The sequence below is a fragment of the Microvirga sp. RSM25 genome (assembly GCF_044784385.1).
GTDB lineage: Bacteria > Pseudomonadota > Alphaproteobacteria > Rhizobiales > Beijerinckiaceae > Microvirga > Microvirga tunisiensis.
Map to the genome: position 1 here is coordinate 5,236,220 of NZ_CP173039.1, position 24,238 is coordinate 5,260,457.

Consider the following 24,238-nt stretch of genomic DNA (forward strand, 5'->3'; position numbering starts at 1 on the left):
CGAATGTCCGCCACGCACGACCCTCGTGCGCAGCACACAGGGGTTGTGATCAGGCCGTCGCGGCCATCTCCGGCTCACTGGCGGCTTCCAGCCCATCGGCCTCGTCATCGGTCTCGAAGCCGGTCTGATCGGCTCCGGTAAGGCCCGCGAGATTCTTGGCGGCTTTGCGCAGGAGCTTGCGCAGGCGCTTGCGGTCCTTGGCATCAAAGCCCTGGAGCAGCTCGCCCTCGACCTCGTCCCACAGGGCGTCGATGGCGGCCGCCTTGCGCTTGCCCTCCTTGGTCAGCTTCACCCGTACGATTCTGGCGTCGCCCGGTTCGGTGTGGCGCTCCACCAGTTTGAGGGCGGAAAGGCGCGAGACGGTCTTGGATGCGGTCGGCGGGCGCACGCGCAGGATGGCCGCCAGCTCGCCCATGGTCATGGGGCCGGAATTGCCCAAAGCCTGAAGAACCTGCTCCTGGCCGGCGAAGAGGCCGAGTTCCGAGAGCTTGTCGCCCGTGCGGCTTCGATGCAGGCGTGAGGCTTGAACCAGAGCCCATCCGACGCTCTTGACGCCAGGATGCTTGTTGTCGGTATCCATGGTCCCTCGCTGTTCGAAGCGTTCCCTCATACCATGGACGGGACTCATGACGGTACGATGACAAGCCGGCGCACTATTAACAGGCTAAATAACGCGAAGTGCTCAGGCCTCCCGATCGAGGGCGCTCTCGTGCCAGCGGCGCAGGAGGACATGGTTGAGGGCGGCTAGGACAAGAAACAGGCCGATGCCGGTCAGGGCCAAAAGCACAAGAGCTGCAAAGAGACGCGGAATGTTGAGCCGATACTGGCTCTCGATGATGCGGTAGGCCAGCCCCGAGCCCGCCCCTGCCGAACCTGCGGCCATCTCGGCAACCACGGCACCGATGAGGGAGAGCCCGCCCGCAATCCGCAAGCCCGCCAGGAAAGCCGGGAGAGCTGCCGGACGACGCAGATACCACAGAGCCTTCAAACGCGCCCGGAGGCGCGCCAGCGGGTCTTGCGAGGCGGGGGCGCCATAAAGCTGGAACAGCTCCATGAGGTTCCGATCGACGGATTGCAGGCCGAGCATCGTGTTCGAGAGGACCGGAAAGAAAGCGACGAGCCACGCGCAGGCGAGAACCGCCACACCCTGGGGCATGTAGATCAGGAGCAGGGGCGCGATGGCGATGACCGGCGTCACCTGCAGCACGATGGCGAACGGATAGAGCGAATATTCGACGATCCTCGACAGGCTCAATAGCACCGCCAGCACCACACCCCCGAGAACCGCAAGGACGAGGCCGGCGAGCGTGGTCTCGAGCGTCGTCAGGAGCGAGGCCGAGAGCAGCGACCAATCGGCCTCGAGGGTTCTGGCGATCAGGCTCGGCGCGGGCAGGATGTAGGGCGGGACGCCCTCGATGCGCACGATGGCCTCCCACGCGGCGATGGCGGCCGCGAAGACGACAAGCGGCAGAGCGATTTTCAGGGCATTGCCCTGACGGCGTGCGGGCACGGGAGTGAAGGCCATCACAACCGCTCCTCTGTCGTCTGATCGAGCAGAACCTGCGAGATCTGTGCGCATAGCTCGGCATAGCGCGCGCTGGTACGAAACTCCTTCGAGCGCGGCCCGGGCGCTTCGCCACTGATGTCCGCGACGATGCGGCCAGGACGCGATGACATGACGGCGATGCGGCTCGACAGATAGGCGCTCTCGTAGACCGAATGGGTCACGAACACGATCGTGCAGCGCAGGTCACCCTGCAGGCGCAACAGGTCGTCATTGAGCCGGAAGCGGGCGATTTCGTCGAGGGCCGCGAAGGGCTCGTCCATGAGAAGCAGTCTGGGCTTCAGCGACAATGCTCGCGCAATCGACACGCGCATTCTCATGCCGCCGGAGAGCTCGCGCGGATAGGCTTTCGCGAAGTCGCTCAAGCCGACGAGGGCAAGGCTCTCGGCGATGCGATCCCGTGCGTCGCGCTTGGATACGCCGCGCAGGCGCAAGGGGAGCCACACATTGTCCGCCACATTGGCCCAGGGCATCAGCGTCGGATCCTGGAACACGAAACCGATCTCGCCGCGATGATCGTCACCGGTCGAGCCCGGCCAGGTGACGCTTCCTCCCGTCGGCTGCGCGAGATCCGCGATGAGGCGCAACACCGTCGACTTGCCGCATCCCGATGGACCGAGGATCGACACGAACTCGCCTGCGAACACATCGAGATCGAAGCCGGCAAGCGCCGTCACGCCGTTGGAGAAGATCTTCGTGATCTCTCTCAAGGAAACTAGCGCGGGCGAAAGCTGCGTCATCGGTGCGGCGATACGGGAAACGGCGTCGCTCTCCTCTTACTGCTTCAGGTTCAGACCCACGCCCTTGTTCACGAACCGGAGCGTATAGGCTTTTCGGTAATCGAGATCCGCCTTGAAGAGACCGGCCTTCACCATCTTGTCGAAGAAGTCCTTCATGCGTGCATCCGTCATGGCGCCGATGCCGAGGCTTGTGGTGTCGCCGGAATCGACGATGCCATATTCCTTCATCTTGGCACGGGAATAGGTAAGCAGTTCGTCCGTCATCTCCGGATTGTCGCGCTTGATGAGCTCCTTCGCTTTCGTGTTGTCGCCGTAGAGATAATGATACCAGCCGATGGTCGAGGCATCGACGAAGCGCTGCACGAGATCGGGATACTTCTCCACGACCTCGCGGCGCGTCTCCACGGTGGTGGAATAGGTGCTGAAACCATGATCGGCGAGCAGGAACACGTTGGGCTTGAAGCCCGCAGCCTTCTCGATGGTCAGCGGCTCGGAGGTGACATAGCCCTGCTGCACCGACGCCTTGTTGGCGATGAAGGGCGCCGGATTGAAGCCGTAAGGCTTCACCTGCTCGTCCTTGAAGCCGTACTCGGCCTTCATCCACTGGAAGAAGGTGGCGACACCATCCTTGGACAGGAGAATGTCATTTGACTTTTTGAGGTCGGGGAAGGTGTCGAGCCCCTGGCCCGGATGGCTGAGGAGGACCTGCGGCTCCTTCTGGAAATGGGCTGCGACCACGACGGTGGGAATGTCCTTCTCCACCGCCGAGAAGGCCTGGATCATGCTGCCGCCCATATAGAAGTCGAGCTTGCCGACAGTCATGAGCATGCGGTTGCTGGCCCGAGGGCCGCCGGGCACGATGGCGACCTTGAGGCCATATTTCTCGTACGTCCCGTCGGCGACGGCCTGGTAATAGCCGCCATGCTCGCCCTGCGCGATCCAGTTGGTGCCGAAGGTCACCTCCGTCAGCGGCTGCTGCGCCAAGGCGCTTCCACCCAAGCAGGCTGCGATCGCTCCCGTGATCCAGGCGTTCAGCTTCATCGGCACTCACTTTCGGCCAGGCAGGACAAACGGCCTGCGATCCGAGGCACAGCTTCTGCGCGGTTCAGCCGTGCTTGGCAAGGTCTTCGTGCCGCCCTGGGGATGGAGGAGGATCCACTGGAACGCCCTCTCCACGTTGTCACCCGGTACGGGCCGGTGATACCTGTCTTCGCGCGCTTTGCCCTCATGCTGAGAGGTCGGCCGCTCTTCGGCACTCTCCCCAGCCCTTTATCCTGCAAGTTTGGCCTGGGTTCGGCGTTCCTAAGCCCTCTCCCTGAGGAGCGAAGCGTCTCGAAGGACGAGGGCGCCTCCAGCGTGCACTGGAGCCTCCTTCGAGACGCCGCTTGCAGCGGCTTCTCAGGGTGAGGGCTATGTTTGAAAGCGCGGATCGGTGGACTACGTTCGGTCCTCGCACCCTCCGGCGTCATCACCGGGCTTGTCCCGGTGATGACGTTGGATCGAAGCGCTGCGCATTTCCGCATCGGGATGGTCGGGACAGGCCCGGCCAAGACGTGGTGGGTGTAAGGTCGGGCGCGGGAATGATGTGTGTCACAGAGCCAGCACCTGTGGGCCCAGGGCTTGGGAGCCCTGAGCCTGAGATTGATCGAGGGTGGCGCGAAGGGCAGCCCGGCTCGATGGGTATGGTGGAATGGAAGAGCCGGAGTGCCTCTTCGCGCACGGCTTTTTTAGGCGGACAGGAGAGGCAAGCTCAGTCAACCGCCGCAGGCGTGGTCCGTCTGCTCGACGGGGGCCTGCGACCGATCCCGACTACCCGCCCACATCCTGGGCCTCCCGTCGACAGGGGTGCGAACCCTGCCACGGGACCGTGCCTGCTTCCACACTGCGACGCCTCGCGAGCGCGCCCCTCTCAGAAGCAGATCTGTGCAACGATATAGCTCAGGTGAAACATCGTGTCAAGAACAAAGTGAGAACATTACATATCGCCCCGTTATCATCTCCCGTCATCACCGGCCCTGTGCCGGTGATCCCGATCCGTCAAGCGCAGCGCCTCTCAGCATCGGGATGGCCGGCACAAGCCCAGCCATGACGGGGGAGAGGATGCACGGGAACCAGCAGATGTCATTCCCGCCAGGCGCGCAGAGAAGGGAACGGAAATCCCTAAGCTCAGCGGCTGCTCGTGGGTCTCCTCCCGGTCCTCCCGGTCCTGCTGACGGCCGGGATGACAAGACGTCAGCGGCGGATCACTCCACGAACCAGGGATAGGTCCAGGTCTCCGTCAGCGCTCGGTTGCCGGCGCGCAGGAAGGCGCGCAGATCCGTGGATTGTCCCGGCTCCAGCTTGACGTCGATGGCCGCCCTGAAGCCGTTCGTGTGGCTGTTGGGCATGATGAAGGTATTGGTGATCTGCCCGGCCGAGGTGGAGGGCACGAGCTGCACCTGCTCCGGAGCGCCGAGATAGTAAGGCAGGGTGCCGCCCGCGAAGTCGACGATGAAGCGGCGGTGCCGGGGGTCGCTCGGCGCATTCGATCCGCTGGCGCGGGGAGGCGCCTGGAAGGTGTTGATCACCTTGCCGCCCGGATGCATGGCCCCGATCGCCGATGCGGCGCGCAGCCGATAGGACAGGACGACCTCCTGCCCCGGCTCGAAGGGCCGGTTCGGCTGCCAATAGGCCACGATGTTGTCGTGGGTCTCGTCGGGGGTCGGGATCTCGACCAGCTCGACCCAGCCCTCGCCCCATTGCCCGATGGGCTCGACCCAGTAGCCGGGACGCTGATGGTAGGTGGCTTCGAGATCCTGATAATTCTCGAACATCCGGTCGCGCTGCATCAGGCCGAAGCCGCGCGGGTTGTTGTCGCTGAAGGACGAGATCGTCTTGGCGTTCGGATTGCGTAAAGGCCGCCAGATCCACTCGCCCGCGCCCGATTGCATGAGAAGCCCGTCCGAATCGTGGATTTCGAGGCGGTAGTCGTCCGTCGGTTTCCGGTCGTTCTCACCCTCGAAGAACATGGACGTGAGGGGAGCCACACCCACATTGGTGATGGTCTGGCGTGGGAACAGCGTCGCCGTGACGTCGAGGGTCGTTTCCTTGGACGGGTAGATTTCGAAGCGATAGGCGCCCGCCACGGATGGGCTGTCGAGAAGCGCGTAGACGATGGCCCGCTCGTCGTTGGGCTTGGGCATCTCGACCCAGAATTCGCGGAAATGCGGAAACTCCTCCGCTTCGCCGCCTTCCACGTTGATCGCGAGGCCCCGCGCCGAGAGGCCGTATTTCTGCTCCGATCCCAGGAAGCGGAAGTAGCTCGCGCCGAGAAAGGCGATGACCTCGTCCAGCACCTTCGGATTGTTCAGAGGGTAGTGGAGGCGAAAGCCTGCAAAGCCGAGATTGACGGGCAGCGGCCGCTCGATCTTGTTGCGACCGTAATCGAACAGCTCCCGCTGATACGGCACAGGCGTGGGCACCCCGTCGCGGATGATGTTCACCGTCACCGGGCGCTGGTAGAGGAAGCCGAGGTGGAAGAGCTGCATCCGGAACGGCCCGTTGCCGGACCCGAGCAGGGCCTTCTCGGGGCGGAAGCGGATGTCCCGGTAATCGTCGAAGCTGAGCCGGTTGAGAGGCTCGGGCAGCTGTCCCGAAGGGGCCTCATACGGCACGGCCGCCAGTTCGCGGGCCCGGCGCACCACATCCTCGTAACGGAACGGATTGGGCGCCGGCACGCCGGTCTGCTGCTGCGCCCAGCTCCGCCGGTATAAAGCGGGCAGCGCGGTGGCTGCGAGCAGGCTTTGCAGGAGGATACGGCGGGACAGGTTCGTCATGGCTGCGGAGCGTTCTCGTCTCAAGAGGAAAATGGCCGGAATTCAGGGATAGCAATATGGGGCCGGACCCTCTTCCGTGTACCTGTCCCGCTTAATGGAAGGTGAATGGTGATGCCGGCAAGACACAGGTCCCGGCAGGGTTAAAAAAATCCTGGGAGGGGTCCGAAAAACTCTTGTGGTGGGGGGCGAATGCGCTTATCTCAGCCTTGCCCAATTTCGCACGTGCCTGTGGTCGTGTGTCGGTTGGTGGGCATCCGGACAAGAGGCCGGACAGCCGCCCGAGAGCGAACTAGCTCTCGATACCCCTAACCGGCAGCCGGAGGCGAAAACCGGCGCACCTCGTTCTCAACGGGGGACGCGACTTAAAGCAACGACGAACGGGCTTTTTTGGTCTCGTTGGCCCTCCAAAGGTCAACACCGAAGAGGCTTGTTTATCATTGCCAGGCGTGCGGATGGAGTATCCCCCATCCAATCCAAGGCAGCATCGTCGGGTGAAGAGCCCATCGCGCCATTCGTGTCTCCATCGCACGAAGCGGGATGCCATCTTCCCTCGCTGACGCCGGACGGCAGGAGTTCCTGATCGTCTGAATTTCAATCCGGAGGCTCCACAAGACCTCCATTGAACCTTTGGTGGGGAGAGCGCCATGACTCAGCGCATCCGTGAATTCCTGCGCAACCGACGTGAGGACGGCCCTTGCGTCGTCGTCGATCTTGAGGTCGTGCGCGACAACTATTCCAAGTTTGCCCGGGCGCTCCCCGACACGCGCGTGTTCTACGCCGTGAAGGCCAACCCGGAGGCGCAGGTGCTCAAGCTCCTGGCCGAGCTCGGCTCGTGCTTCGACACGGCATCCGTGGTCGAGATCCAGCTCGCGCTGGATGCCGGCGCGACGCCTGACCGCATCTCCTTCGGCAACACGATCAAGAAGGAGCGCGACATCGTTCGCGCCCTCGAGCTTGGCGTGCGCCTCTATGCGGTCGATTGCGAGGCCGAGGTCGAGAAGATCGCCCGCGCAGCTGCGACGGCTGGCATCGACGCTTCCGAGGTGAAGGTGTTCTGCCGCATCCTGTGCGACGGCGCCGGCGCCGAGTGGCCGCTCTCCCGCAAGTTCGGCTGCGTGCCCGAAATGGCCGTGGACGTGCTGGAGCATGCTCACCGTCAGGGGCTCGAGGCTTACGGCGTGTCCTTCCACGTGGGCTCGCAGCAGCGGAACACGGAAGCCTGGGATCAGGCTCTCGGTTCCGCTTCGGCGATCTTCCGTGAATGCGCGCATCGCGGCATCCACCTGTCGATGGTCAACCTCGGCGGCGGCTTCCCGACGAAGTACCTGAAGACGGTTCCCATGGTCGAAGCCTACGGCGAGTCGATCTTCCGGGCGCTGTCGAAGCACTTCGGCAACCGCATTCCGGAGACGATCATCGAGCCGGGCCGCGGCATGGTCGGTAACGCCGGCGTCATCGAGACCGAGGTCGTCCTGATCTCGAAGAAGAGCCAGGACGAGGACGAGGTGCGCTGGGTCTATCTCGACATCGGCAAGTTCGGCGGTCTCGCCGAGACGATGGACGAGTCGATCCGCTACCCGATCCGCAGCGAGCGCGACCACGACCGCAAGGTGCCGTGCGTGCTCGCGGGTCCGACCTGCGACTCGGCCGACGTTCTCTACGAGAAGGAGCCTTATCCGCTCCCTATCTCGCTGGAGATCGGCGACAAGGTGCTGATCGAGGGCACGGGCGCCTACACGACCACCTACTCGGCGGTGGCGTTCAACGGCTTCCCGCCGCTCAAGTCCTACGTGATCTGATTCACGTCCCGCCTGCCTCGTGAAATGAGGCAGGCACCAACCCCAACAGAGTTGTCCCGGACGGCCGTCTGGCTTCAAAGGGCGCATCGGATGACCGCGAAACCGGCATCCACTTTTGCGTCCGATGCTGCGAGTCGGTGCGAGGGCTGTCGCTCACCCCACGTGTTTTGGGAGGCCACGGCCATGATCACGATCCGCGAAGAAACCTTCCGCGATGTCGAGGCGCGCGAGGCGCTGCTCGATGCCTGCTTCGGACCCGCCCGGTTCCAGAAGACCTGCGAACGCCTGCGCGAGGGCAGGATGCCGGCCGACGGTTTGTCCCTGGTCATCGACCGGGACGGCGAGATCATCGGTACGGTGCGCCTGTGGCATGTCTCGGCCGGTCCGAATCGCCCTGCGCTCATGCTCGGTCCGATCGCCATCGACCCGGCCGTGCAGAGCCTCGGCCTCGGCGGAAAGCTCATGCGCGAGGCGCTGAAGCGCACGGACGCTCTCGGTCACAAGGCGGTGCTGCTGGTGGGCGATGCGCCCTATTACCAGCGCTTCGGCTTCTCTACGACGAAGACCGGCTCCCTCTGGCTGCCCGGGCCGTACGAGCGCAACCGCTTCCTGGCTCTCGAGCTCGAGGCGGGCGCGCTCGACAATGCCCGCGGCCTTGTCTCCGCGACGGGTTCCTTCGAGCAGAAGCCCGATCTCGGCGCCCTCGTCGCCGCTGCCGCGCAGGGTGCGCTGGCGGGCCTTCGCACGGCGCTCTGACGCCGCCTATCCTTCCGAGGGCTGCAAACGCGCGGCCCTCGGGTTCGGCAGCGCGAACGTCACGGCGGCGGCTGCGACCATGTAGGCGGAAAAGCCCAGGCAGATCGCTTCGAGACTCACTCCGGCATCGAACAGAAGCCCGATGGCGCCCGGCGTGGCGGCCGAGGCCACCACCATGATCGCGCCGGCGAGCGCGCGGATCCTGCCTAGATGCGTTGTGCCGAACAGCTCGGCCAGAACGGCTGCGATCACCACATTGGTGCAGCCCGACGTGAGGCCGATCAGGCCGAAGAACACGAGCGGCAGAAGCGGTCCGTCGAAGGTGGCAAGAGAAACGGATGCCGCCGTCATGCCTGCGAGATAGAAATGGCTCAGACGCACGGCGCCGAACCGATCGACGAAGCTGCCCGCGCTCATGGCGACCACGACGGACACCAGGGCAAAGAGCGTGATGCTGCTGGCCAGAAGCTCCAGGGACCAGCCCTTCAGGTCTGCGATCAAGCGCTGGTGGAAGAAGTACGCCGTCATGATCGCCGGATAGCCGATCATGGTGGGGATGAGCGCGAGAAAGCGCCAGTCGCTTAAGATGTCGTTCCAGCGCAGGCCCGTATCGTTCAAGGCCTTTTTCCGTGTCGATCCCTCGAGGTCCGAATCCTTCGTCGTGAGAAGGAAGCCGAGCAGCCAGCCGATTGCCAGCGCCACCACGATCACGATCGCGGCAACGCGCCAGGCGCCGGTCCATCCGAAAGCCGCGATCAGCGTGAGGGCAAGGGCCGGAAGGGTCGCTTCGCCGGCCGGAAAGCCGAGCGCCGCCACACCCAGCGCCCTGCCGCGTACGCCATCATGCAGGCGCGCGGTGCTCATCACGCCCGCATGGCTGAGCATCCCCTGGCCGAAGAGGCGCAGGGCGAACAGGCTCAGTCCCAACGCGATGATGTTGGGCGCGAAGGACAGGCTGATGGCCGCTGCCGCCAAGCCAAGCATGGCCATGGTGGCATAAAGCCGGATATCGACCCGGTCGATGACGCTGCCGACCCAGATCATCAGAAGGCCGGAGGACAGCGTCGCAAGCGAATAGATCGAGCCGAAGGCGCCGTGCGTCAAGCCGAAGGCCTCGCGGATATTCGGACCCGACAGAGAGATGAAGAAGGTCTGGCCGAAGGAGGACAGGAAAGTCAGTGCGAAGCCGAGGCCGATGACGCGCCAATAATGCCTGAGAAGTTCGTGAAATTTCATCGGTCGCGGTTGGGTGAGAGACGAAGGGCCTGCGATCATGCAGCCTCGTTGCGCAATGTCGAGCGTCAAATCAGTAGGGCACGCAAATCAGTATGGCACGAATGTGTTTGTCATCTTGCGTTCGCCATCCGCAGGGAAATTGCCGTTCGAGCCCGACAGTCCGCCCCAGGCATTGACCCCAGGGCCTCCTCAATCCTAGATGCGCCCAAAATCGTTATCCGACGTTTACCCATTTCAATCTCTGCTTTGGCAAGGAGACAGATCTGATGACCACTTGGCCCGTTCACGGTCGCATCACCGGCCCCATCGTCATGATCGGCTTCGGCTCGATCGGCCAGGGCACCCTGCCGCTCATCGAACGCCATTTCGAATACGACAAGAGCCGCTTCGTGGTCATCGATCCGCAGGAGAAGCACAAGGAACTCCTCGACGAGCGCGGCATCCGCTTCATCCAGCAGGCCGTGACCAAGGACAATTACCGCGAACTGCTCACGCCGCTGCTGACCGCAGGCGGCGGGCAGGGCTTCTGCGTCAACCTCTCGGTGGACACCGGATCCGTCGACATCATGGAGCTGTGCCGCTCGCTCGACTGCTTCTACATCGACACCGTCAACGAGCCCTGGGCCGGTTTCTATTTCGACAAGAGCAAGGGTCCGGAATCGCGCACGAACTACGCCCTGCGCGAGATCACCATGGAGGCGCGGCGGCGCAATCCGGGCGGCACCACGGCGGTGTCCTGCTGCGGCGCCAATCCGGGCATGGTGTCCTGGTTCGTCAAGCAGGCGCTCGTCAACATCGCGGGCGATCTCGGCGTGACCTCTGACGAGCCCAAGAGCCGCGAGGAGTGGGCGCGCCTGGCTCGCCAAGTCGGCGTGAAGGGCATCCACATCGCCGAGCGCGACACGCAGCGCGCCAAGTCGGAAAAGCCCATGGGAACCTTCGTGAACACCTGGTCTGTGGACGGCTTCGTGTCCGAGGGCCTGCAGCCGGCCGAGCTCGGCTGGGGCACGCATGAGAAATGGATGCCGGAGAATGCCGGCACGCTCGGTCCCGATGCGCGGGCGATCTACCTGCTCCAGCCCGGCGCCGCCACCCGCGTGCGCACCTGGTGCCCGACGCCGGGCCCGCAGCACGGCTTCCTGGTGACGCACAACGAGTCGATCTCGATCTCGGACTATTACACCGTGCGCGAGAACGGGAAGGCGGCCTACCGCCCGACCTGCCATTACGCCTACCATCCGTCCAACGAGGCGGTGCTCTCCCTGCACGAGATGTTCGGCAATGCGGGCAAGGTGCAGGAAGAGCAGCACATCCTCGACGAGAACGAGATCGTGGACGGCATCGACGAACTCGGCGTGCTGCTCTACGGCCACGGCAAGAACGCCTATTGGTACGGCTCGCAGCTCTCCATCGAGGAGACGCGCCGCGTGGCGCCCTACCAGAACGCCACCGGCCTCCAGGTGACATCCGCGGTGCTCGCCGGCATGGTCTGGGCGCTGGAGAACCCGAATGCCGGCATCGTCGAAGCGGACGAGATGGATTTCCGCCGCTGCCTCGAGGTGCAGCTGCCCTATCTCGGTCCGGTGAACGGCTACTACACGGACTGGACCCCGCTCACCGACCGTCCCGGTTTCTTCCCGGAGGACATCGACACCTCCGATCCGTGGCAGTTCCGGAACGTTCTGGTGCGGTAACGACACCCGTCATGGCCGGCCTTGAGCCGGCCATCCACGTCTTCGATGTCTGAGCGCAGCAAGGCATGGATAACCGGGACAGGCCCGGGCATGACGATTGGAGTGAGTTGAGATGCCCCATTTCGAGGAATTCTACGCCGACAAGCTCCGCGGCGGCCTTGGCGTCGTCGATGCCGAAAGCGTGCTGGATCTACGCGGCGTGTCGCGTGAGCAGGCAGCCGCGTCGATCCAGGACATGCTGGAGCGCAGCCGCTTCGCTCAAGGAAAGTCGGTTGCCATCCGCCTCGACCCGCCGCCGGAAGGCGGCGGCGAGACCCTCTTCCAGCCGGTCGGCAAGGCTCTGCTCGAGGCCAAGAAGCGCGGCTGGATCGACCGGCTGCAGACGCTGCCGGCGCAGGACGGCCTGGGGTTCTACATCGTGCTGGCCGGAAAACCGGAACGCGAGGCTTAACCGATCAATCAACACCGAACCTCATCCTGAGGAGTTCGCGCAGCGACCGTCTCGAAGGAGGTTCCAGTGCCCGCTGAATCCTCCTTGGAGACGCAGACTTACGTCTGCTCCTCAGGATGAGGTGAGAGTTTGTTTCTGGCGGATCAGATTGAGGCTCTCACTGGCTGCCGCGGCCGCCGCCACAGGCTGCGGACGAAACCGATCAGCAGAAGAAGGCCGCCCCAGACCGCGACGAAGCCGATGGCCGTCGAGAGGACGCCCTCCTCGGTGACCGGCAGGGCGGGCTCGAAATCCCGGTAGACCGCTTCCATCACATCCCGGTCTCCGTCGCGCGCCATCAGGGCGACCCGGGCGAAGGGGCCGGCCTGCATCATGGTCTCTCGGTGGGTCTCAAGGTTTCGCAGGCGCTCCACATTCGCCTGCATGGCAGCGCCCTGGCGGCTGACGAAATCGTCGGTGTTGGAGCGCAGGCGGACGATGGCGCTTTCCCGGCTCTCGCCGCTGGCCTGGGCATCCGCATCGAATCGCGTGATCACCTGGCGCAACTCGTCGATCGCACCGCCGAGGCGCTGACGGTACTGCTGGGCGTATTCCGGGCCCTGCGAGGCGATGATGCCGCCGCACAGCCCACAACCGAAAGCGACGATGCGAACGATCCGGGACAAGCTTAACCTCGTTTAAGGGTCAAGAGCCTTCAGGATATCTTGTTCCATCACCTCGTCGAGGGGTTTGGCGACCTTTAGGGCCCTGGTCTTTTGGCCCGGCTCCATCACCAGGATCACGGTCTCGATCCCGGGGCAGCCGGGATCGGTGCAGGCGATCTCGTTGACGGCGAAGGCGGTGTCCGGCGAGACCCGAAGGGCCGCACGGGCCAGATCCTTCACCCGGTCGACGGCCTGCTTGTCGGGCTTCGGCAGACCAAAGGACCCCCTTAAGAAGGCACCGAACAGGGCCACGGGCGATCTCACGTCGGAAGAGTCAGGATGCCGGCCTGACCGTCCTCGCAGCCGAAGGCGAGGCGCCGGCCAGCCTTGTCCCAGGCCATGGCCGTGATGCCGCTGTCCTTGACGGCCGGCCGAACCAGGAGTTCCGAGGCGTCGTTGAGACGGATGAGCAGGATGCAGCCGTCCTCGTAGCCGACCGCCAGCACATAGGTGTTGGGGTGGAAGGCGACGCGGCTGACCTTGGCCGGACGCACGCCGCATTCCCGCGGCGCCTTGCCCATGGGGCCTTCCTTCGATTCGAAGGGCCAGATGATGGCCGCTTCGGCACCGGAGGTGGCGAACCACTTGCCGTCGCTGGACCAGGAGAAGGAGCGCGTCTTCGACGGGTAGCCGCTCATGCGCATGTGGCCCTTGTCAGGGATGAGCCGCCAGCCGTGGAGGGCGTTCTCCTGCATGGAGGTCACCACGAAGCGCGCATCGGGCGACCAAGTGACGTCGAGATGCGAACCCTTCCATTCGAGCACCTCGGGTTTGGCCTCCACATTGGGAAACCAGAGCGTCGCACCGTTGTAATGGGAAATCGCCAGCCGGTAGCCCTTGGGCGCGAAGGCGAGGCCGCGTGCGGCGGAGGGAACTTCGAGGGTCTTCTCCCGGCCCTTGTCGTCGCGCGCGACGACCCGCTTGCCGGCGCCATAGGCGAAGGCGCCACCGGGATTGACGGCGAGCGAGTCGATCCAGGCGCCCTTGGTCTCGGCCAGGGTCTTGGTGGAGCCGTCGGCGCCCGTGACGGCGATGCGGCCATCGTCGCCGCCGGTGAGGAAGCGCTCGCCGTCGCTCGCCGCCACCAGCACCCCGGCATCCCGATGCGCCTCGACGCGATGGCTCTCGCCGTCCTTGCTGAGCAGTACGCCGCCGTCGCCGAGGCCGAAGGCGGCCGTGCCCTTCAGCCAGCCGATGGCCGTGACATGCGCGCCTGCCGTCACAGGCATCACGTTCTGGGTCAAGGACGGAGCAGTTCCAGTACTCATCAAAGCGATCCCTTCATGCGCGCTGCCATATAGCATTGGACCCAAATGTGGACACCACTTTTGGGACCCATCCGATGCTCATTTCCAGACCAGCGCATCGTGACAGGCAAGAAACCAGGGCCACCTTCCGCACGATGCATTGGCTCAGATCGGACGAAGGGGGCTGGGGCATAACGAATTTTCCGAAAGCCGGGTGATCTACCAATGACCCCGGTGTTAGGCCTTTTGGGCTTTGGCCCATTCCAGGCATTTGGCTCACAATGCGCGCTCCATGAAGGAGACACTGAATGCGAGCCCTGCCTTTGGCTGCCTTTGCCCTTGCCGCGACGATATCTGCGCACGCGTTTGCCCAGGAGCAGAGCGTGGAACCGTCAGCGAAAGAGGCGCAGAAGGCGACCTGCCAGCAGGAAGCCAACCTGATCTACAGAACCGGAAGCAAGGGCATCGGCATGGGTGAGGACACCCGCAACCAGATCATCGCCGCCCGCAGAGCCCATGTGCGCGACTGCATGGCGAAAAAAGCGGCATCGGCCCCGGGCTGAACCGGGGCCGGCCTCTCAAGCGATCAGGCCGCGCAGGCCAGGAACCCTTCCTTGATCGCCTTCTCGTTCAGGTCGCGGCCGATGAAGACCACCTTCGAGGTGTGCTTCTCGCCCGGTTTCCACTCGCCCTGGACGTCGCCGTCCAGGATCATGTGAACGCCCTGGAAGACGAAGCGCTTCGGCTCGTTCGGGAAAGCCACGATACCCTTGCAGCGCAGGATGTTCGGCCCCTCGACCTGGGTCAGGTTCGAGATCCACGGCATGAACTTTTCCGGATTGACCTCGCCATCGAGATGCACGGCGACCGATTGCATCTCCTCGTCGTGATGATGGTGATGGCCTTCCTCCAGGAAGTCGGGCTCGATCTCAATGATCCGGTCGAGATCGAAGGCCTTGCGGTCGAGCACTTCCGAGATCGGGATGGCGCAGTTCTGGGTGCGGTGGACCTTGGCGTAGGGGTTGATGGCGCGGATGCGCGCCTCCACCTCTTCCAGCTCCTGCGGCGAAACGAGATCGATCTTGTTGAGGATGATCACGTCCGCGAAGGCGATCTGGTTCTTGGCCTCGGGCGCATCCCTCAGCCGGTCGGAGAGCCACTTGGCGTCGGCCACCGTCACCACCGCGTCGAGGCGGGCGGTGTCGGACACGTCCTGATCCATGAAGAAGGTCTGAGCCACGGGGGCAGGGTCGGCGAGGCCGGTGGTCTCGACGATGATGGCGTCGAACTTGCCCTTGCGCTTCATCAGCCCGTCGAGAATGCGGATCAGGTCGCCGCGCACGGTGCAGCAGATGCACCCGTTGTTCATCTCGAACACTTCCTCGTCGGCGCCGACGACGAGTTCGTTGTCGATGCCGATTTCGCCGAACTCGTTGACGATCACGGCATATTTCTTGCCGTGCTGTTCGGTGAGGATGCGGTTGAGAAGGGTGGTCTTGCCGGCGCCGAGATAGCCTGTGAGGACGGTGACGGGAATCTTATCGGTCATCGGAACTTCCAGTATTGATGGATGTCATCCCCAGGAGCCTGCCGTACAGGCCGGGAAGGGGATCCAGGCTTAGGGGGTTAACCTTACCTGGATTCCCTTCCCTCGCTGCGCTCGCCGGGAATGACACCAAGCGCCGCAGCGATCAGGGGCTTTCAGCTCGATAAGGCCGTGCTGAAAGCCCTTATATTGTGTCTCATCATGTCAATGTAAGTGCCGGCTGGGCCGTTCGGCTCCGAGAGGGCATCGGAATAGACCCGGGACCCGATCGTGGCGCCGGTTTCCTTGGCGATGCGCTCCATCAGGCGGGCATCGGAGACGTTCTCCACGAAGACGGCGGCGATCTTCTCGCGCTTGATCTGCTGGATGATCCGGGCCACGTCCCTGGCGGAGGCCTCCGACTCGGTCGAGACGCCCTGAGGCGCGACGACGTCGATGCCGTAGGCTTCCTCGAAATAGCGGAAGGCGTCGTGGGAGGTGATGATCCTGCGGCGTTCAGGTGGGATCTTGGCGACAAGACCTTTCACCTCCGCTTCCACTTCGTCGAGCCGCTTGAGGTAAGATGCGGCATTGGCCTGGTAAGTGGCCTTGCCCGCTTCGTCCGCAGCGATCAGGGCATCCCGGATATTGGCCACGTAGATCTTCGCATTGCCGATGCTCTGCCAGGCATGCGGATCGGAGCCGCCATGGCCATGATCGTGTCCATGCCCCTGGCCTTCTTCTTCACCCTTCAGCAGCTTCACGCCCTTGGCGGCTTCTACCTTCTCGGCTCTGGTGCCGGAGGATTTCACGAGACGGTCGATCCAGCCCTCGAACTTCAGGCCGTTGGTGAAGACGATCTTCGCTTCGGTCAGGCGCCGTCCATCGGCAGGTGTCGGGGAATAGACATGCGCATCGCCGTTGGGACCGACGAGGGTTGCCACCTCGACGCGCTCGTCACCGATGTTGCGCACCATGTCGCCGAGGATCGAGAAAGTCGCGACCACCTTCAGCTTATCGGCAGTCTGCGCGGCCACCGGCAGCGACGATGCGGCAAGGGTGAGGCATCCTGCCAGAAAGGATACGGCAGCTCTTCGCGTCAGCATGGGTCTCGATCCTTTGCGAGGGGGTCAGGCTTCCAAGTGCCTGCCCGGCCAGACGAGCCACAGCAGGCCGCCCTCGCGCCCGAGCACGAGGGAGATCACATAGACGGCACCGGCCGACAGGATGATCGCCGGTCCCGCAGGCAGTTCCGCGTGGAACGAGAGCAGCAGGCCGCTCAGTCCGGAGACGATGCCGATGGCGACGGACACCAGCATCATCACGGTGATGTCGCTGGTCCAGAACCGGGAGGCGGCGGCGGGCAGCATCATCATGCCGACGGCCAGCAGGGTCCCGAGCGCATGGAAGCCGCCGACGAGATTCATGACGACCAAACCTAAGAAGATCAGATGGGTCGGCGTACCGGCGTTGCTCACCGAGCGCAGGAAGATCGGATCCACGCATTCCAGCACGAGCGGGCGGTAGAGCGCCGCGAGCGCCAGAACGGTGATGGTGGAGATGGAGGCGAGGAGCAGCAGCGTGTCGTCGTCGAGGGCCAGCACCGTGCCGAAGAGCACGTGCAGCAGGTCCACGTTCGAGCCGCGAAGCGACACGATGGTGACACCGAGTGCCAGGGACAACAGGTAGAAGGCTGCCAGAGAGGCATCTTCCTTCAGCGACGTGAACCGGGAGACGAGGCCCGCCGCGACGGCGACGACGACGCCCGCGAACAATCCGCCGATGGTCATGGCCGGCAGCGACAGGCCGGCGACGAGATAGCCCACGGCCGCACCAGGGAGAATCGCGTGCGCCATGGCATCGCCGGTCAGGCTCATGCGGCGCAGCATCAGGAAGACGCCGACCGGGCCGCCGCCCAGAGCGATCGCGATCACGCCCACGAGGGCGCGCTGCATGAACTCGAATTCGGCGATGGGCGTATAGAACAGGTCGAGCATGGACGGGCGCTCTTACGCGACGCGACGGTGGCAGATATCCGCATGCGGATCGTATGCCTCGACCATGCGCCGGGCCTTCAAAAGGTTCTCCGGGCTCAGCACCTCGCCCGTCTCGCCCCAGGCCACCGGCTCGCGGGCGATCAGCAGGGTCTGCGGGAAGGTGCGCTTGACCATGTCGAGATCGTGCAGGACCGCGACCACCGTGCGGGATTCGTCGTGCCAGCGGCGAACGAGTTCGAGCAGGTCGGCGGTCGTCTTGGCGTCGATGGCCGTGAACGGCTCGTCGAGCAGGATCACGGGGGCGTCCTGCAGGAGCAGGCGCGCGAAGAGCGCCCGCTGCATCTGGCCGCCCGACAGGGTCGAGATCGGGCGCCGCTCGAAGCCGGTGAGGCCTACGGCGGCAAGCGCCCGCTCGATCTTCGTGCGGTCGTGCCGGGAAATGCCGCCGAACAGGCCGGAGCGGGACCAGAGGCCCATGGCCACGAGATCGTAGACCGAAAGCGGGAAGGACCGGTCGATCTCGGCGGCCTGCGGCAGATAGGCGATGCCGGGCGAGGCATTGAAACGGATATGGCCTTCGAGGGGCTTGAGCGTGCCGACGATGCCCTTGAGCAGGGTCGACTTGCCGGCCCCGTTGGGCCCGACCACGGCGATCAGGCTGCCGGCCGGGATCTCGCCGTCGAGGTGATGCACGGCGGGCCTGCGGCCGTAGCCGAGGGTCACTTCATCGAAACGGATGGCGGCCGAATTTGCGGACATGCGTTAACCCATCACCCCGAGGACCAGCAGCCACAAACCCGCCAGCACGACGGCGGTGCCAGCCAGACGCTGCCCGACCGAGAGGCGCAGGAGCGAAAAGGTCGGAGCGGCGGCTACCACCTGATGCTCGTGGGTATGATGATGGTGGTGGCCATGCGACATGGCCCCCTACATAGACCGGATCGGCCCGCATTTCCAGGGGCGTATAGTATTTTATACGCCCCTACCAAGCTTATGGTTTACTTAAGGATATCTCAGAACGTCGGGTGGTATTGGTAGAGCCAAGTTTCGCTCAAAACCTCATTCTCGTTGCGCAGGTAGCAGCGCATCTCCACCGGCTCGGTTCCGGTCACGGTGAGGTCGAACTGGGTGCGCCAATGGCCAGGCACGTTGTTGGGCACGGCCTCGGTGAGAATGTTCGAGAACTCGCCGCGGGAGGCGCTGAGCACGGGCTTGGGGATCACGCCGCTCGGCAGCTTGGTCAGAGGCTGGCCGATGAACTCCACCATGAATTTTCGCACGCCCTTCGGCCGATTGGTACCGGCCTGCCCGCCATTGCCGAGGCGGGTGGCGACAACCCGGGCGAGCGGCGTCGGATAGGGCTCCTCCGCCGCCCAGTGCATGCGATAACGCAGCTCGAGGGCCTGACCTGCGCGCACCGGCTCCGCCGGCACCCACATGGCGACGACGTTGTCGTGGATCTCGTCGTCGGTCGGGATCTCGACGAGCTGGATGGAGCCCCGGCCCCAGGTGCCCTGCGGTTCGATCCAGAGGGACGGGCGGCGGTCGTAATAGACGCCGTCGAGGAAGTGGTCGAAGTTCCGGTCGCGCTGGAGCAGGCCGAATCCCTTCGGGTTCTCGTCCGTAAAGGCCGAGGTGATGATGCGTGGCGGGTTGTTGAGCGGGCGCCAGATCCGCTCGCCGCTTCCGGTCCACATCGCGAGCCCGTCCGAGTCGTGGATCTCGGGGCGCCAGTCGATGGCGGTGGCCTTCGATTTTTCCGAGTACCAGTACATGGAGGTCAGGGGCGAGAGGCCGAGGCGGCTCACGTCCTGGCGCATGTAGACGGCGCTGTCGATGTCCATGATGACGGCCGCCGCCCGCTGCATGACGAAGCGGTAGGCGCCGGCGACGCTCGGGCCGTCGAGCAGGGCATAGACGGTGACCGTGTTCGAGCCCGGCTGCGGCGTCTCGAAATAGACATGGGTGAAGTCGGGGAATTCCTCGTTCTTCCCGAAAACGGCCACATCCACGGCGAGGCCGCGGGCCGAGAGGCCATACTGATAGAGTTCGCCGATGGCGCGGAAATAGGAGGCGCCGAGGAAGGCGACCCAGTCGTTCTTGCGCCAGTCGAGCTTGCCCGTGCGGGCCTCCTGGAAGCGGAAGCCGGCAAAGCCCGAATTGTCCGGCAGTTTCCGGGCAGGCGAATCCGCCGGCATGTCGAAATAGTCGCTGTCGTAGATGATTTCGCGGGCCTGTCCGCCCTCGACCACGTGCATGCGCACCGGCTTCTGGAAGAAGCGGCCCATGTGGAAGAAGGTGACGGGAAATTCGCTCGGGCCATTGGCCCAGAGCGCCAGATCCGTCTTGAACCGGATTTTGCCATGAGCGTCGTAGTCGATCTGGTACAGCACCTCGGGCGAGGGGCTCTGCGGCGCCACATAGGGCGAACGCGCCATATCCTGCGCCCGCTTCTTCAAATCGTCGAACGAGAAGGGGGCGGGGGCTCCCATCTTCAGCCCTTGCTGCGCCAGGGCCTCGCCGGAAAAGCCTTGCGCAGCAAGGGCGGCCGTGGCGGTTGCGGTTTGGAGGAAGCGGCGGCGATTGATCATGGGTGAGCGCATGTGTCTGTGGAAAGGACGCACCCCTACCGACCAAGGTGGCAGGATTAAGTCCCTCATAGCCTCTTGAGAAATCCTCGTCAGCCGTCAAAGTAGGCCCACACACAGGCGCGGCGACAGACGTGCCGTAATTTAGGGAGTACGCCATGTATCGAAAAGTCATGCGCCGCGTCATGGGCGCCGCGGCGGCCATTGCGCTTGCCGGAGCAAGCGTGCCCGCCCAGGCCCAGGATTTCATCAACGTCCTGACCGGCGGCACGTCCGGCGTCTATTATCCGCTCGGCGTCGCCCTCTCCAAGGTGTTCACCGACAAGGTGCAGGGCTCCCGTCCATCGGTCCAGGCCACGAAGGCCTCGGTCGAGAATCTCACGCTCCTGCAGCAGGGCAAGGGCGAAATCGGCTTCACCCTCGGCGACAGCCTCGCCATGGGCTGGGCGGGCGACGAGGAGGCCGGCTTCAAGAGCAAGCTCGACAAGCTGCGCGGCATCACCGCCATCTATCCCAACTACATCCAGGTCGTGGCGACGCAGGAATCCGGCATCAAGTCGCTCGCGGATCTCAAGGGCAAGCGCCTCTCCGTCGGCGCGCCGAAATCCGGCACCGAGCTCAACGCCCGGGCGATCCTCCAGGGCGCGGGCCTGACCTACAAGGATCTCGGCAAGGTCGAATACCTGCCCTTCGGCGAGTCGGTCGAGCTCATGAAGAACCGCCAGCTCGATGCCACCCTGCAATCGGCAGGCCTCGGCGTCTCCTCGATCCGCGACCTCGCCACCTCGGTGCCGATCGTCGTGGTGGAAATCCCCGCCAGCGTCGTGGACAAGGTCGGCACGCCCTACGTGAAGGTCACGATCCCGGCCAACACCTATGGGGGCCAGACTGCCCCCGTGCAGACGGCAGCCGTCGTGAACTATCTCGTGACCCATTCCGGCATGAAGGACGAGACCGTCTACCAGATGACCAAGGCGATCTATGACAGCCTGCCGGATCTCGCCGCGGCCCATGCCGCCGCCAAGGATATCAAGCTCGAGAGTGCGCTCTCCGGTATGCCGGTCCCGATGCATCCGGGCGCGCAGCGCTATTTCGACGAGAAGGGCGTGAAGAAGCAGGGCTCCTAAACCCTTCGACTGATTTACATCTGGGCCGGGGCAGGTGAACTGCTCCGGCCTTTTTCATGAGAATGAAGAACAATCATCGAGGAGACGCCGCGCCATGAGCCAGGGTGTGAACAATTCCGAACTCGCCCAAATGGAAGCGCCGGCCGAATCCGTGAATCCGGAACACGGCTTGCCGGAGAGCTTCGGCGAGGGGTCCCTCGGCCGGCTCCTGTTCTGGATTGCCGTCTCGTTCTCCACGTTCCAGATCATCACGTCCTTCGGCATTCCCCTCGATCAGCCCTTCATCGCGGGCTTGAGCCTCACGCATCTTCTCGCCGTCGCCATGGTGGCCTGGGCGGCCTGGCTGATCGGCCTTGTCATGCGCCGCCGCAGTATCGTCGATGGCATCATGGCCTGGATCGCCGTTGCCGCTGCGTTCGGGCTCGTCCTCTGGTTCGGCGGCAGCATGCCGAGCCAGGTCGTGCGCACCATCCATGTGGGCTTCCTGTGCCTCGTGGCCGGAGCGATGATCGCCAATCACCGGTCCGGCTCATCGTCCCTGCGCGCCATTGGCTGGATCGTCGGCTTTGCGAGTTTCCTGGTCGGCCTTTACCATTGGGTGCTCTACGAGGACTTGATCGTTCGCGCCGGTGAGCTCACCACACTCGATCTCGTCGTCGGCATCGCCGGGCTCGCGATCCTGATCTATCTCGTCTGGCGCGTGATGGGACCGGCTCTTCCCATCGTGGCCGGGCTGTTCCTGGCCTATTGCCTGCTCGGCAATTACCTGCCGGCTCCCCTCGATCATCGCGGCTATTCACTGGAGCAGGTGATCGAGCACATGTCGTTCGGAACGGAAGGGATCTACGGCACGCCGACGCTCGTCTCGGCGACATACATCTTCCTGTTCATCCTGTTCGGCGCCTTCATGGAGAAGGCGGGTGTCATCGACTTCTTCAACGACATCTCGATGGCGGTCTTCGGCGACAAGCAGGGCGGTCCCGGCAAGGTCTGCGTGGCGTCTTCTGCCCTCATGGGGACCGTTTCGGGCTCCGGCGTCGCCAATGTGGTGGCTTCGGGCCAGTTCACGATCCCGCTGATGAAGCGCTTCGGTTTTACCTCCGCCTTCGCCGGCGGCGTCGAGGCGACGTCCTCAATGGGCGGCCAGATCATGCCGCCAGTCATGGGCGCCGTGGCCTTCATCATGGCCGAGACCATCGACGTGCCGTATTCGAAGATCGTCGAGGCCGCGATCATTCCGGCCATCCTCTATTTCGCAGCCTGCTATCTGGCGGTTCATCTGGAGGCCGGCAAGCGCAACCTGCGCGGCCTGCCGAAGTCCGAACTGCCGAATGCCTGGACCGAGATGAAGAAAAAGTGGTTCCTCCTCGCGCCGCTCTGTGTGCTCGTCTATCTGCTTTTTGCCGGGTATACGCCGCTCTTCGCAGGTGCGGTCGGCCTGTCGCTCACTGTGGCGCTGATCCTCGGCACCGCCATCGTGGCGGGACTGGCCGTTCCGGCTCTACGCATCGCGTTCTGGATCGGTTTGGCGCTGGTGGCTGCCTATTCGCTCGCCTCGACCGTGACGCTCGTCGTGCTCGTCGTCGCAGCTTTGTCCCTGTGGAACGCTTTTTCCGGCCGGGGGCGGACCACGCTTCAGGCCTGCGTCGACGCCATGGCGGACGGCGCGCGCCAGGCTTTGCCCGTGGGCCTGGCCTGCGCAGTGGTCGGCATCGTGATCGGCACCATGACGCTCACAGGGCTCGGGACCATCGTCGGCACCTGGATGATCTCCATCGGCAAGGAGAACATCTTCGCCGCCCTCGTGCTCACCATGATCTTCAGCCTGATCCTCGGCATGGGCATCCCGACGATCCCGAACTACATCATCACCTCGTCGCTGGCGGCCCCCATCCTGCTGCAGCTCGATGTGCCGCTCATCGTGTCGCACATGTTCGTCTTCTATTTCGGCATCATGGCGGACCTGACGCCGCCGGTGGCGCTGGCAGCCTTCGCGGCCGCCCCGATGGCGAAGGAATCGGGCCTCAAGATCGGCATGCAGGCGCTCAGGATCGCGCTGCCCGGCTTCGTCATCCCCTACATGGCGGTCTACGACCCCACCCTGATGCTGCAGCCGGTGCCGGGGCTCGAAGGAGCGGGTTATTGGCTCGCAGTGGTCTATATCGTCATCAAGGCCACGCTGGCCATGGTGCTCTGGGGCGTGGCCTCCGTCGGCTATTTCCTGAAACCCCTGACTTGGTGGGAGCGGCTTTGGGCGGCTGTGGCGGCGGCCTTCCTGGTGGCGGCGGTGCCGCTCACGGACGAGATCGGCTTCGTGCTGTCGGCCGCCTTTGTCGGCTTCCATATCTGGCACTCCCGCCGGGTTCCCACGCCCGCCGTCAGCCGATGATCTGCCTTCTGGCCGGTTCGACGATGGTGCCCCTGATGGCGGGCGCGATCACCCTCGCCTGGACTCATTCGGTTGAGAAGATCGTCTGGGAGGAGGACTGGCGCTCAGGCCCGGCGGGGCTCGAGCTCGTCGAGGCGCGGGTGCGCGGGTCAGGGGCCGGCATGGAGCCGCCGCCGGACGCCAAGTTCGCCAACGGTGTCTGGTCGTGGAAACCGAACCTGCCGCCTCAAGCAGAGGTGATCATGCGACGCTCGGGCGCGACGGCGGATTGGCGGATCTGTATTTCAGGCCAATGCCGCCCGATGGAGGCTTATGTGCCGCCTGCGGCCGATCCGATCGTGATGAAGGCGTGCGAGGGCTCTTAGGCGCGCCCGGTCAGCGGCTCGACGGCAACGCAGCGGCGCCAGAGATTCACGAGGATGTAGAGGGCGAACAGGCTGAACAGGGCCATGAGCGCGTAGCCGACGTAATCGCCGAGCTCGAGCAGGCCCGCAATGGCCCAGCCGGCGGCGATCGCGACGCCGAAGACTTCCGCACCGACCAGAACCATGATGCTCATGATGGTGACCACGTTGCGCCAGTTGGTGCTTTTCGCCTGAGCCACTT

Annotated in this window: 24 protein-coding genes; 8 read left to right on the top strand and 16 right to left on the bottom strand. The window is 64.3% G+C overall.

What is annotated here, in order from left to right:
* Positions 1 to 49: 49 nt before the first annotated feature.
* The 5 genes from ACD578_RS24940 to ACD578_RS24960 form a co-directional block, all read right to left on the bottom strand.
* A complete protein-coding gene (locus ACD578_RS24940) occupies positions 50 to 580 on the bottom strand; it encodes a MarR family winged helix-turn-helix transcriptional regulator (protein ID WP_404289447.1) in 531 nt (176 codons plus the stop codon).
* 102 nt (positions 581 to 682) lie between these two features.
* On the bottom strand, positions 683 to 1,525 hold the full coding sequence (locus ACD578_RS24945) for an ABC transporter permease (protein WP_404289449.1): 843 nt from the start codon (positions 1,523 to 1,525) through the stop codon (positions 683 to 685).
* The gene (locus tag ACD578_RS24950) at positions 1,525 to 2,304 is read right to left on the bottom strand and encodes an ABC transporter ATP-binding protein (RefSeq protein WP_404289451.1); all 780 of its coding nucleotides are present in this window, start codon (positions 2,302 to 2,304) and stop codon (positions 1,525 to 1,527) included. The genes ACD578_RS24945 and ACD578_RS24950 overlap by 1 nt, the downstream gene beginning before the upstream one ends.
* Positions 2,305 to 2,340: 36 nt before the next feature.
* Positions 2,341 to 3,345, bottom strand: a complete 1,005-nt coding sequence (locus ACD578_RS24955; protein WP_404289453.1) for an ABC transporter substrate-binding protein — start codon at positions 3,343 to 3,345, stop codon at positions 2,341 to 2,343.
* 1,202 nt (positions 3,346 to 4,547) lie between these two features.
* Positions 4,548 to 6,119 carry a glucan biosynthesis protein gene (locus ACD578_RS24960; protein ID WP_404289455.1) on the bottom strand — a complete coding sequence of 524 codons (1,572 nt, stop codon included), beginning with the start codon at positions 6,117 to 6,119 and terminating at the stop codon, positions 4,548 to 4,550.
* A gap of 644 nt (positions 6,120 to 6,763) precedes the next feature.
* On the opposite strand from ACD578_RS24960, the gene ACD578_RS24965 reads away from it, so the two are divergent.
* Both ACD578_RS24965 and ACD578_RS24970 read left to right on the top strand, forming a co-directional pair.
* Complete coding sequence (locus ACD578_RS24965; RefSeq protein WP_152710397.1) at positions 6,764 to 7,918, top strand: type III PLP-dependent enzyme; 1,155 nt, start codon at positions 6,764 to 6,766, stop codon at positions 7,916 to 7,918.
* A gap of 183 nt (positions 7,919 to 8,101) precedes the next feature.
* The gene (locus ACD578_RS24970) at positions 8,102 to 8,674 is read left to right on the top strand and encodes a GNAT family N-acetyltransferase (protein ID WP_404289457.1); all 573 of its coding nucleotides are present in this window, start codon (positions 8,102 to 8,104) and stop codon (positions 8,672 to 8,674) included.
* 6 nt (positions 8,675 to 8,680) lie between these two features.
* On the opposite strand, the gene ACD578_RS24975 is transcribed toward ACD578_RS24970, so the two are convergent.
* Positions 8,681 to 9,910 carry a nitrate/nitrite transporter gene (locus tag ACD578_RS24975; RefSeq protein WP_404289459.1) on the bottom strand — a complete coding sequence of 410 codons (1,230 nt, stop codon included), beginning with the start codon at positions 9,908 to 9,910 and terminating at the stop codon, positions 8,681 to 8,683.
* Positions 9,911 to 10,176: 266 nt separating this feature from the next.
* Here ACD578_RS24975 and ACD578_RS24980 point away from each other — a divergent pair, with 266 nt between their 5' ends.
* Together ACD578_RS24980 and ACD578_RS24985 are read left to right on the top strand one after the other, a co-directional pair.
* The gene (locus ACD578_RS24980) at positions 10,177 to 11,604 is read left to right on the top strand and encodes a homospermidine synthase (protein ID WP_404289461.1); all 1,428 of its coding nucleotides are present in this window, start codon (positions 10,177 to 10,179) and stop codon (positions 11,602 to 11,604) included.
* 112 nt (positions 11,605 to 11,716) lie between these two features.
* Positions 11,717 to 12,055 carry a hypothetical protein gene (locus tag ACD578_RS24985; protein ID WP_404289463.1) on the top strand — a complete coding sequence of 113 codons (339 nt, stop codon included), beginning with the start codon at positions 11,717 to 11,719 and terminating at the stop codon, positions 12,053 to 12,055.
* A gap of 143 nt (positions 12,056 to 12,198) precedes the next feature.
* Here ACD578_RS24985 and ACD578_RS24990 read toward each other — a convergent pair whose 3' ends face one another.
* The 3 genes from ACD578_RS24990 to ACD578_RS25000 are packed head-to-tail and all read right to left on the bottom strand — an operon-like array spanning position 12,199 to position 14,027.
* Positions 12,199 to 12,720 (bottom strand): DUF2937 family protein, encoded by a 522-nt coding sequence (locus ACD578_RS24990; protein ID WP_404289465.1) that lies wholly within the window; start codon positions 12,718 to 12,720, stop codon positions 12,199 to 12,201.
* Between the two features lie 12 nt (positions 12,721 to 12,732).
* Positions 12,733 to 13,011, bottom strand: coding sequence for a hypothetical protein (locus ACD578_RS24995; protein WP_404289467.1), 279 nt, complete (start codon positions 13,009 to 13,011; stop codon positions 12,733 to 12,735).
* Positions 13,012 to 13,019: 8 nt separating this feature from the next.
* Positions 13,020 to 14,027, bottom strand: a complete 1,008-nt coding sequence (locus ACD578_RS25000) for a WD40 repeat domain-containing protein (protein ID WP_404289469.1) — start codon at positions 14,025 to 14,027, stop codon at positions 13,020 to 13,022.
* 287 nt (positions 14,028 to 14,314) lie between these two features.
* Between ACD578_RS25000 and ACD578_RS25005 the strand changes: the two genes are divergently transcribed.
* The gene (locus tag ACD578_RS25005; protein ID WP_404289471.1) at positions 14,315 to 14,569 is read left to right on the top strand and encodes a hypothetical protein; all 255 of its coding nucleotides are present in this window, start codon (positions 14,315 to 14,317) and stop codon (positions 14,567 to 14,569) included.
* A gap of 23 nt (positions 14,570 to 14,592) precedes the next feature.
* Here ACD578_RS25005 and ACD578_RS25010 read toward each other — a convergent pair whose 3' ends face one another.
* The 6 genes from ACD578_RS25010 to ACD578_RS25035 all read right to left on the bottom strand — a co-directional run bounded on the left by ACD578_RS25010 (position 14,593) and on the right by ACD578_RS25035 (position 20,119).
* Positions 14,593 to 15,555, bottom strand: coding sequence for a CobW family GTP-binding protein (locus ACD578_RS25010; RefSeq protein ID WP_404289473.1), 963 nt, complete (start codon positions 15,553 to 15,555; stop codon positions 14,593 to 14,595).
* Positions 15,556 to 15,707: 152 nt separating this feature from the next.
* A complete protein-coding gene (locus tag ACD578_RS25015) occupies positions 15,708 to 16,637 on the bottom strand; it encodes a metal ABC transporter substrate-binding protein (protein ID WP_404289475.1) in 930 nt (309 codons plus the stop codon).
* A gap of 24 nt (positions 16,638 to 16,661) precedes the next feature.
* Positions 16,662 to 17,528, bottom strand: a complete 867-nt coding sequence (locus tag ACD578_RS25020; RefSeq protein WP_404289477.1) for a metal ABC transporter permease — start codon at positions 17,526 to 17,528, stop codon at positions 16,662 to 16,664.
* 12 nt (positions 17,529 to 17,540) lie between these two features.
* Entirely contained in the window at positions 17,541 to 18,287 is a 747-nt protein-coding gene (aztA, locus tag ACD578_RS25025) for a zinc ABC transporter ATP-binding protein AztA (RefSeq protein ID WP_404289479.1), read from the bottom strand.
* Positions 18,288 to 18,290: 3 nt separating this feature from the next.
* A complete protein-coding gene (locus ACD578_RS25030) occupies positions 18,291 to 18,449 on the bottom strand; it encodes a hypothetical protein (RefSeq protein ID WP_404289481.1) in 159 nt (52 codons plus the stop codon).
* Positions 18,450 to 18,541: 92 nt separating this feature from the next.
* Positions 18,542 to 20,119 (bottom strand): glucan biosynthesis protein, encoded by a 1,578-nt coding sequence (locus tag ACD578_RS25035; RefSeq protein WP_404289483.1) that lies wholly within the window; start codon positions 20,117 to 20,119, stop codon positions 18,542 to 18,544.
* Between the two features lie 170 nt (positions 20,120 to 20,289).
* Here ACD578_RS25035 and ACD578_RS25040 point away from each other — a divergent pair, with 170 nt between their 5' ends.
* The 3 genes from ACD578_RS25040 (at position 20,290) to ACD578_RS25050 (ending at position 23,997) form a co-directional block, all read left to right on the top strand.
* Entirely contained in the window at positions 20,290 to 21,243 is a 954-nt protein-coding gene (locus tag ACD578_RS25040; protein WP_404294037.1) for a TAXI family TRAP transporter solute-binding subunit, read from the top strand.
* Positions 21,244 to 21,337: 94 nt separating this feature from the next.
* Positions 21,338 to 23,632: a TRAP transporter permease gene (locus ACD578_RS25045; RefSeq protein ID WP_404289485.1), complete on the top strand. Its 2,295-nt coding sequence runs from the start codon at positions 21,338 to 21,340 to the stop codon at positions 23,630 to 23,632.
* Positions 23,629 to 23,997, top strand: coding sequence for a DUF1850 domain-containing protein (locus ACD578_RS25050; RefSeq protein WP_404289487.1), 369 nt, complete (start codon positions 23,629 to 23,631; stop codon positions 23,995 to 23,997). The genes ACD578_RS25045 and ACD578_RS25050 overlap by 4 nt, the downstream gene beginning before the upstream one ends.
* Here the strand turns inward: ACD578_RS25050 and ACD578_RS25055 are convergent.
* Positions 23,994 to 24,191, bottom strand: a complete 198-nt coding sequence (locus ACD578_RS25055; RefSeq protein ID WP_404294040.1) for a hypothetical protein — start codon at positions 24,189 to 24,191, stop codon at positions 23,994 to 23,996. The two genes, ACD578_RS25050 and ACD578_RS25055, sit on opposite strands and share 4 nt — an antisense overlap.
* Positions 24,192 to 24,238: the final 47 nt, after the last annotated feature.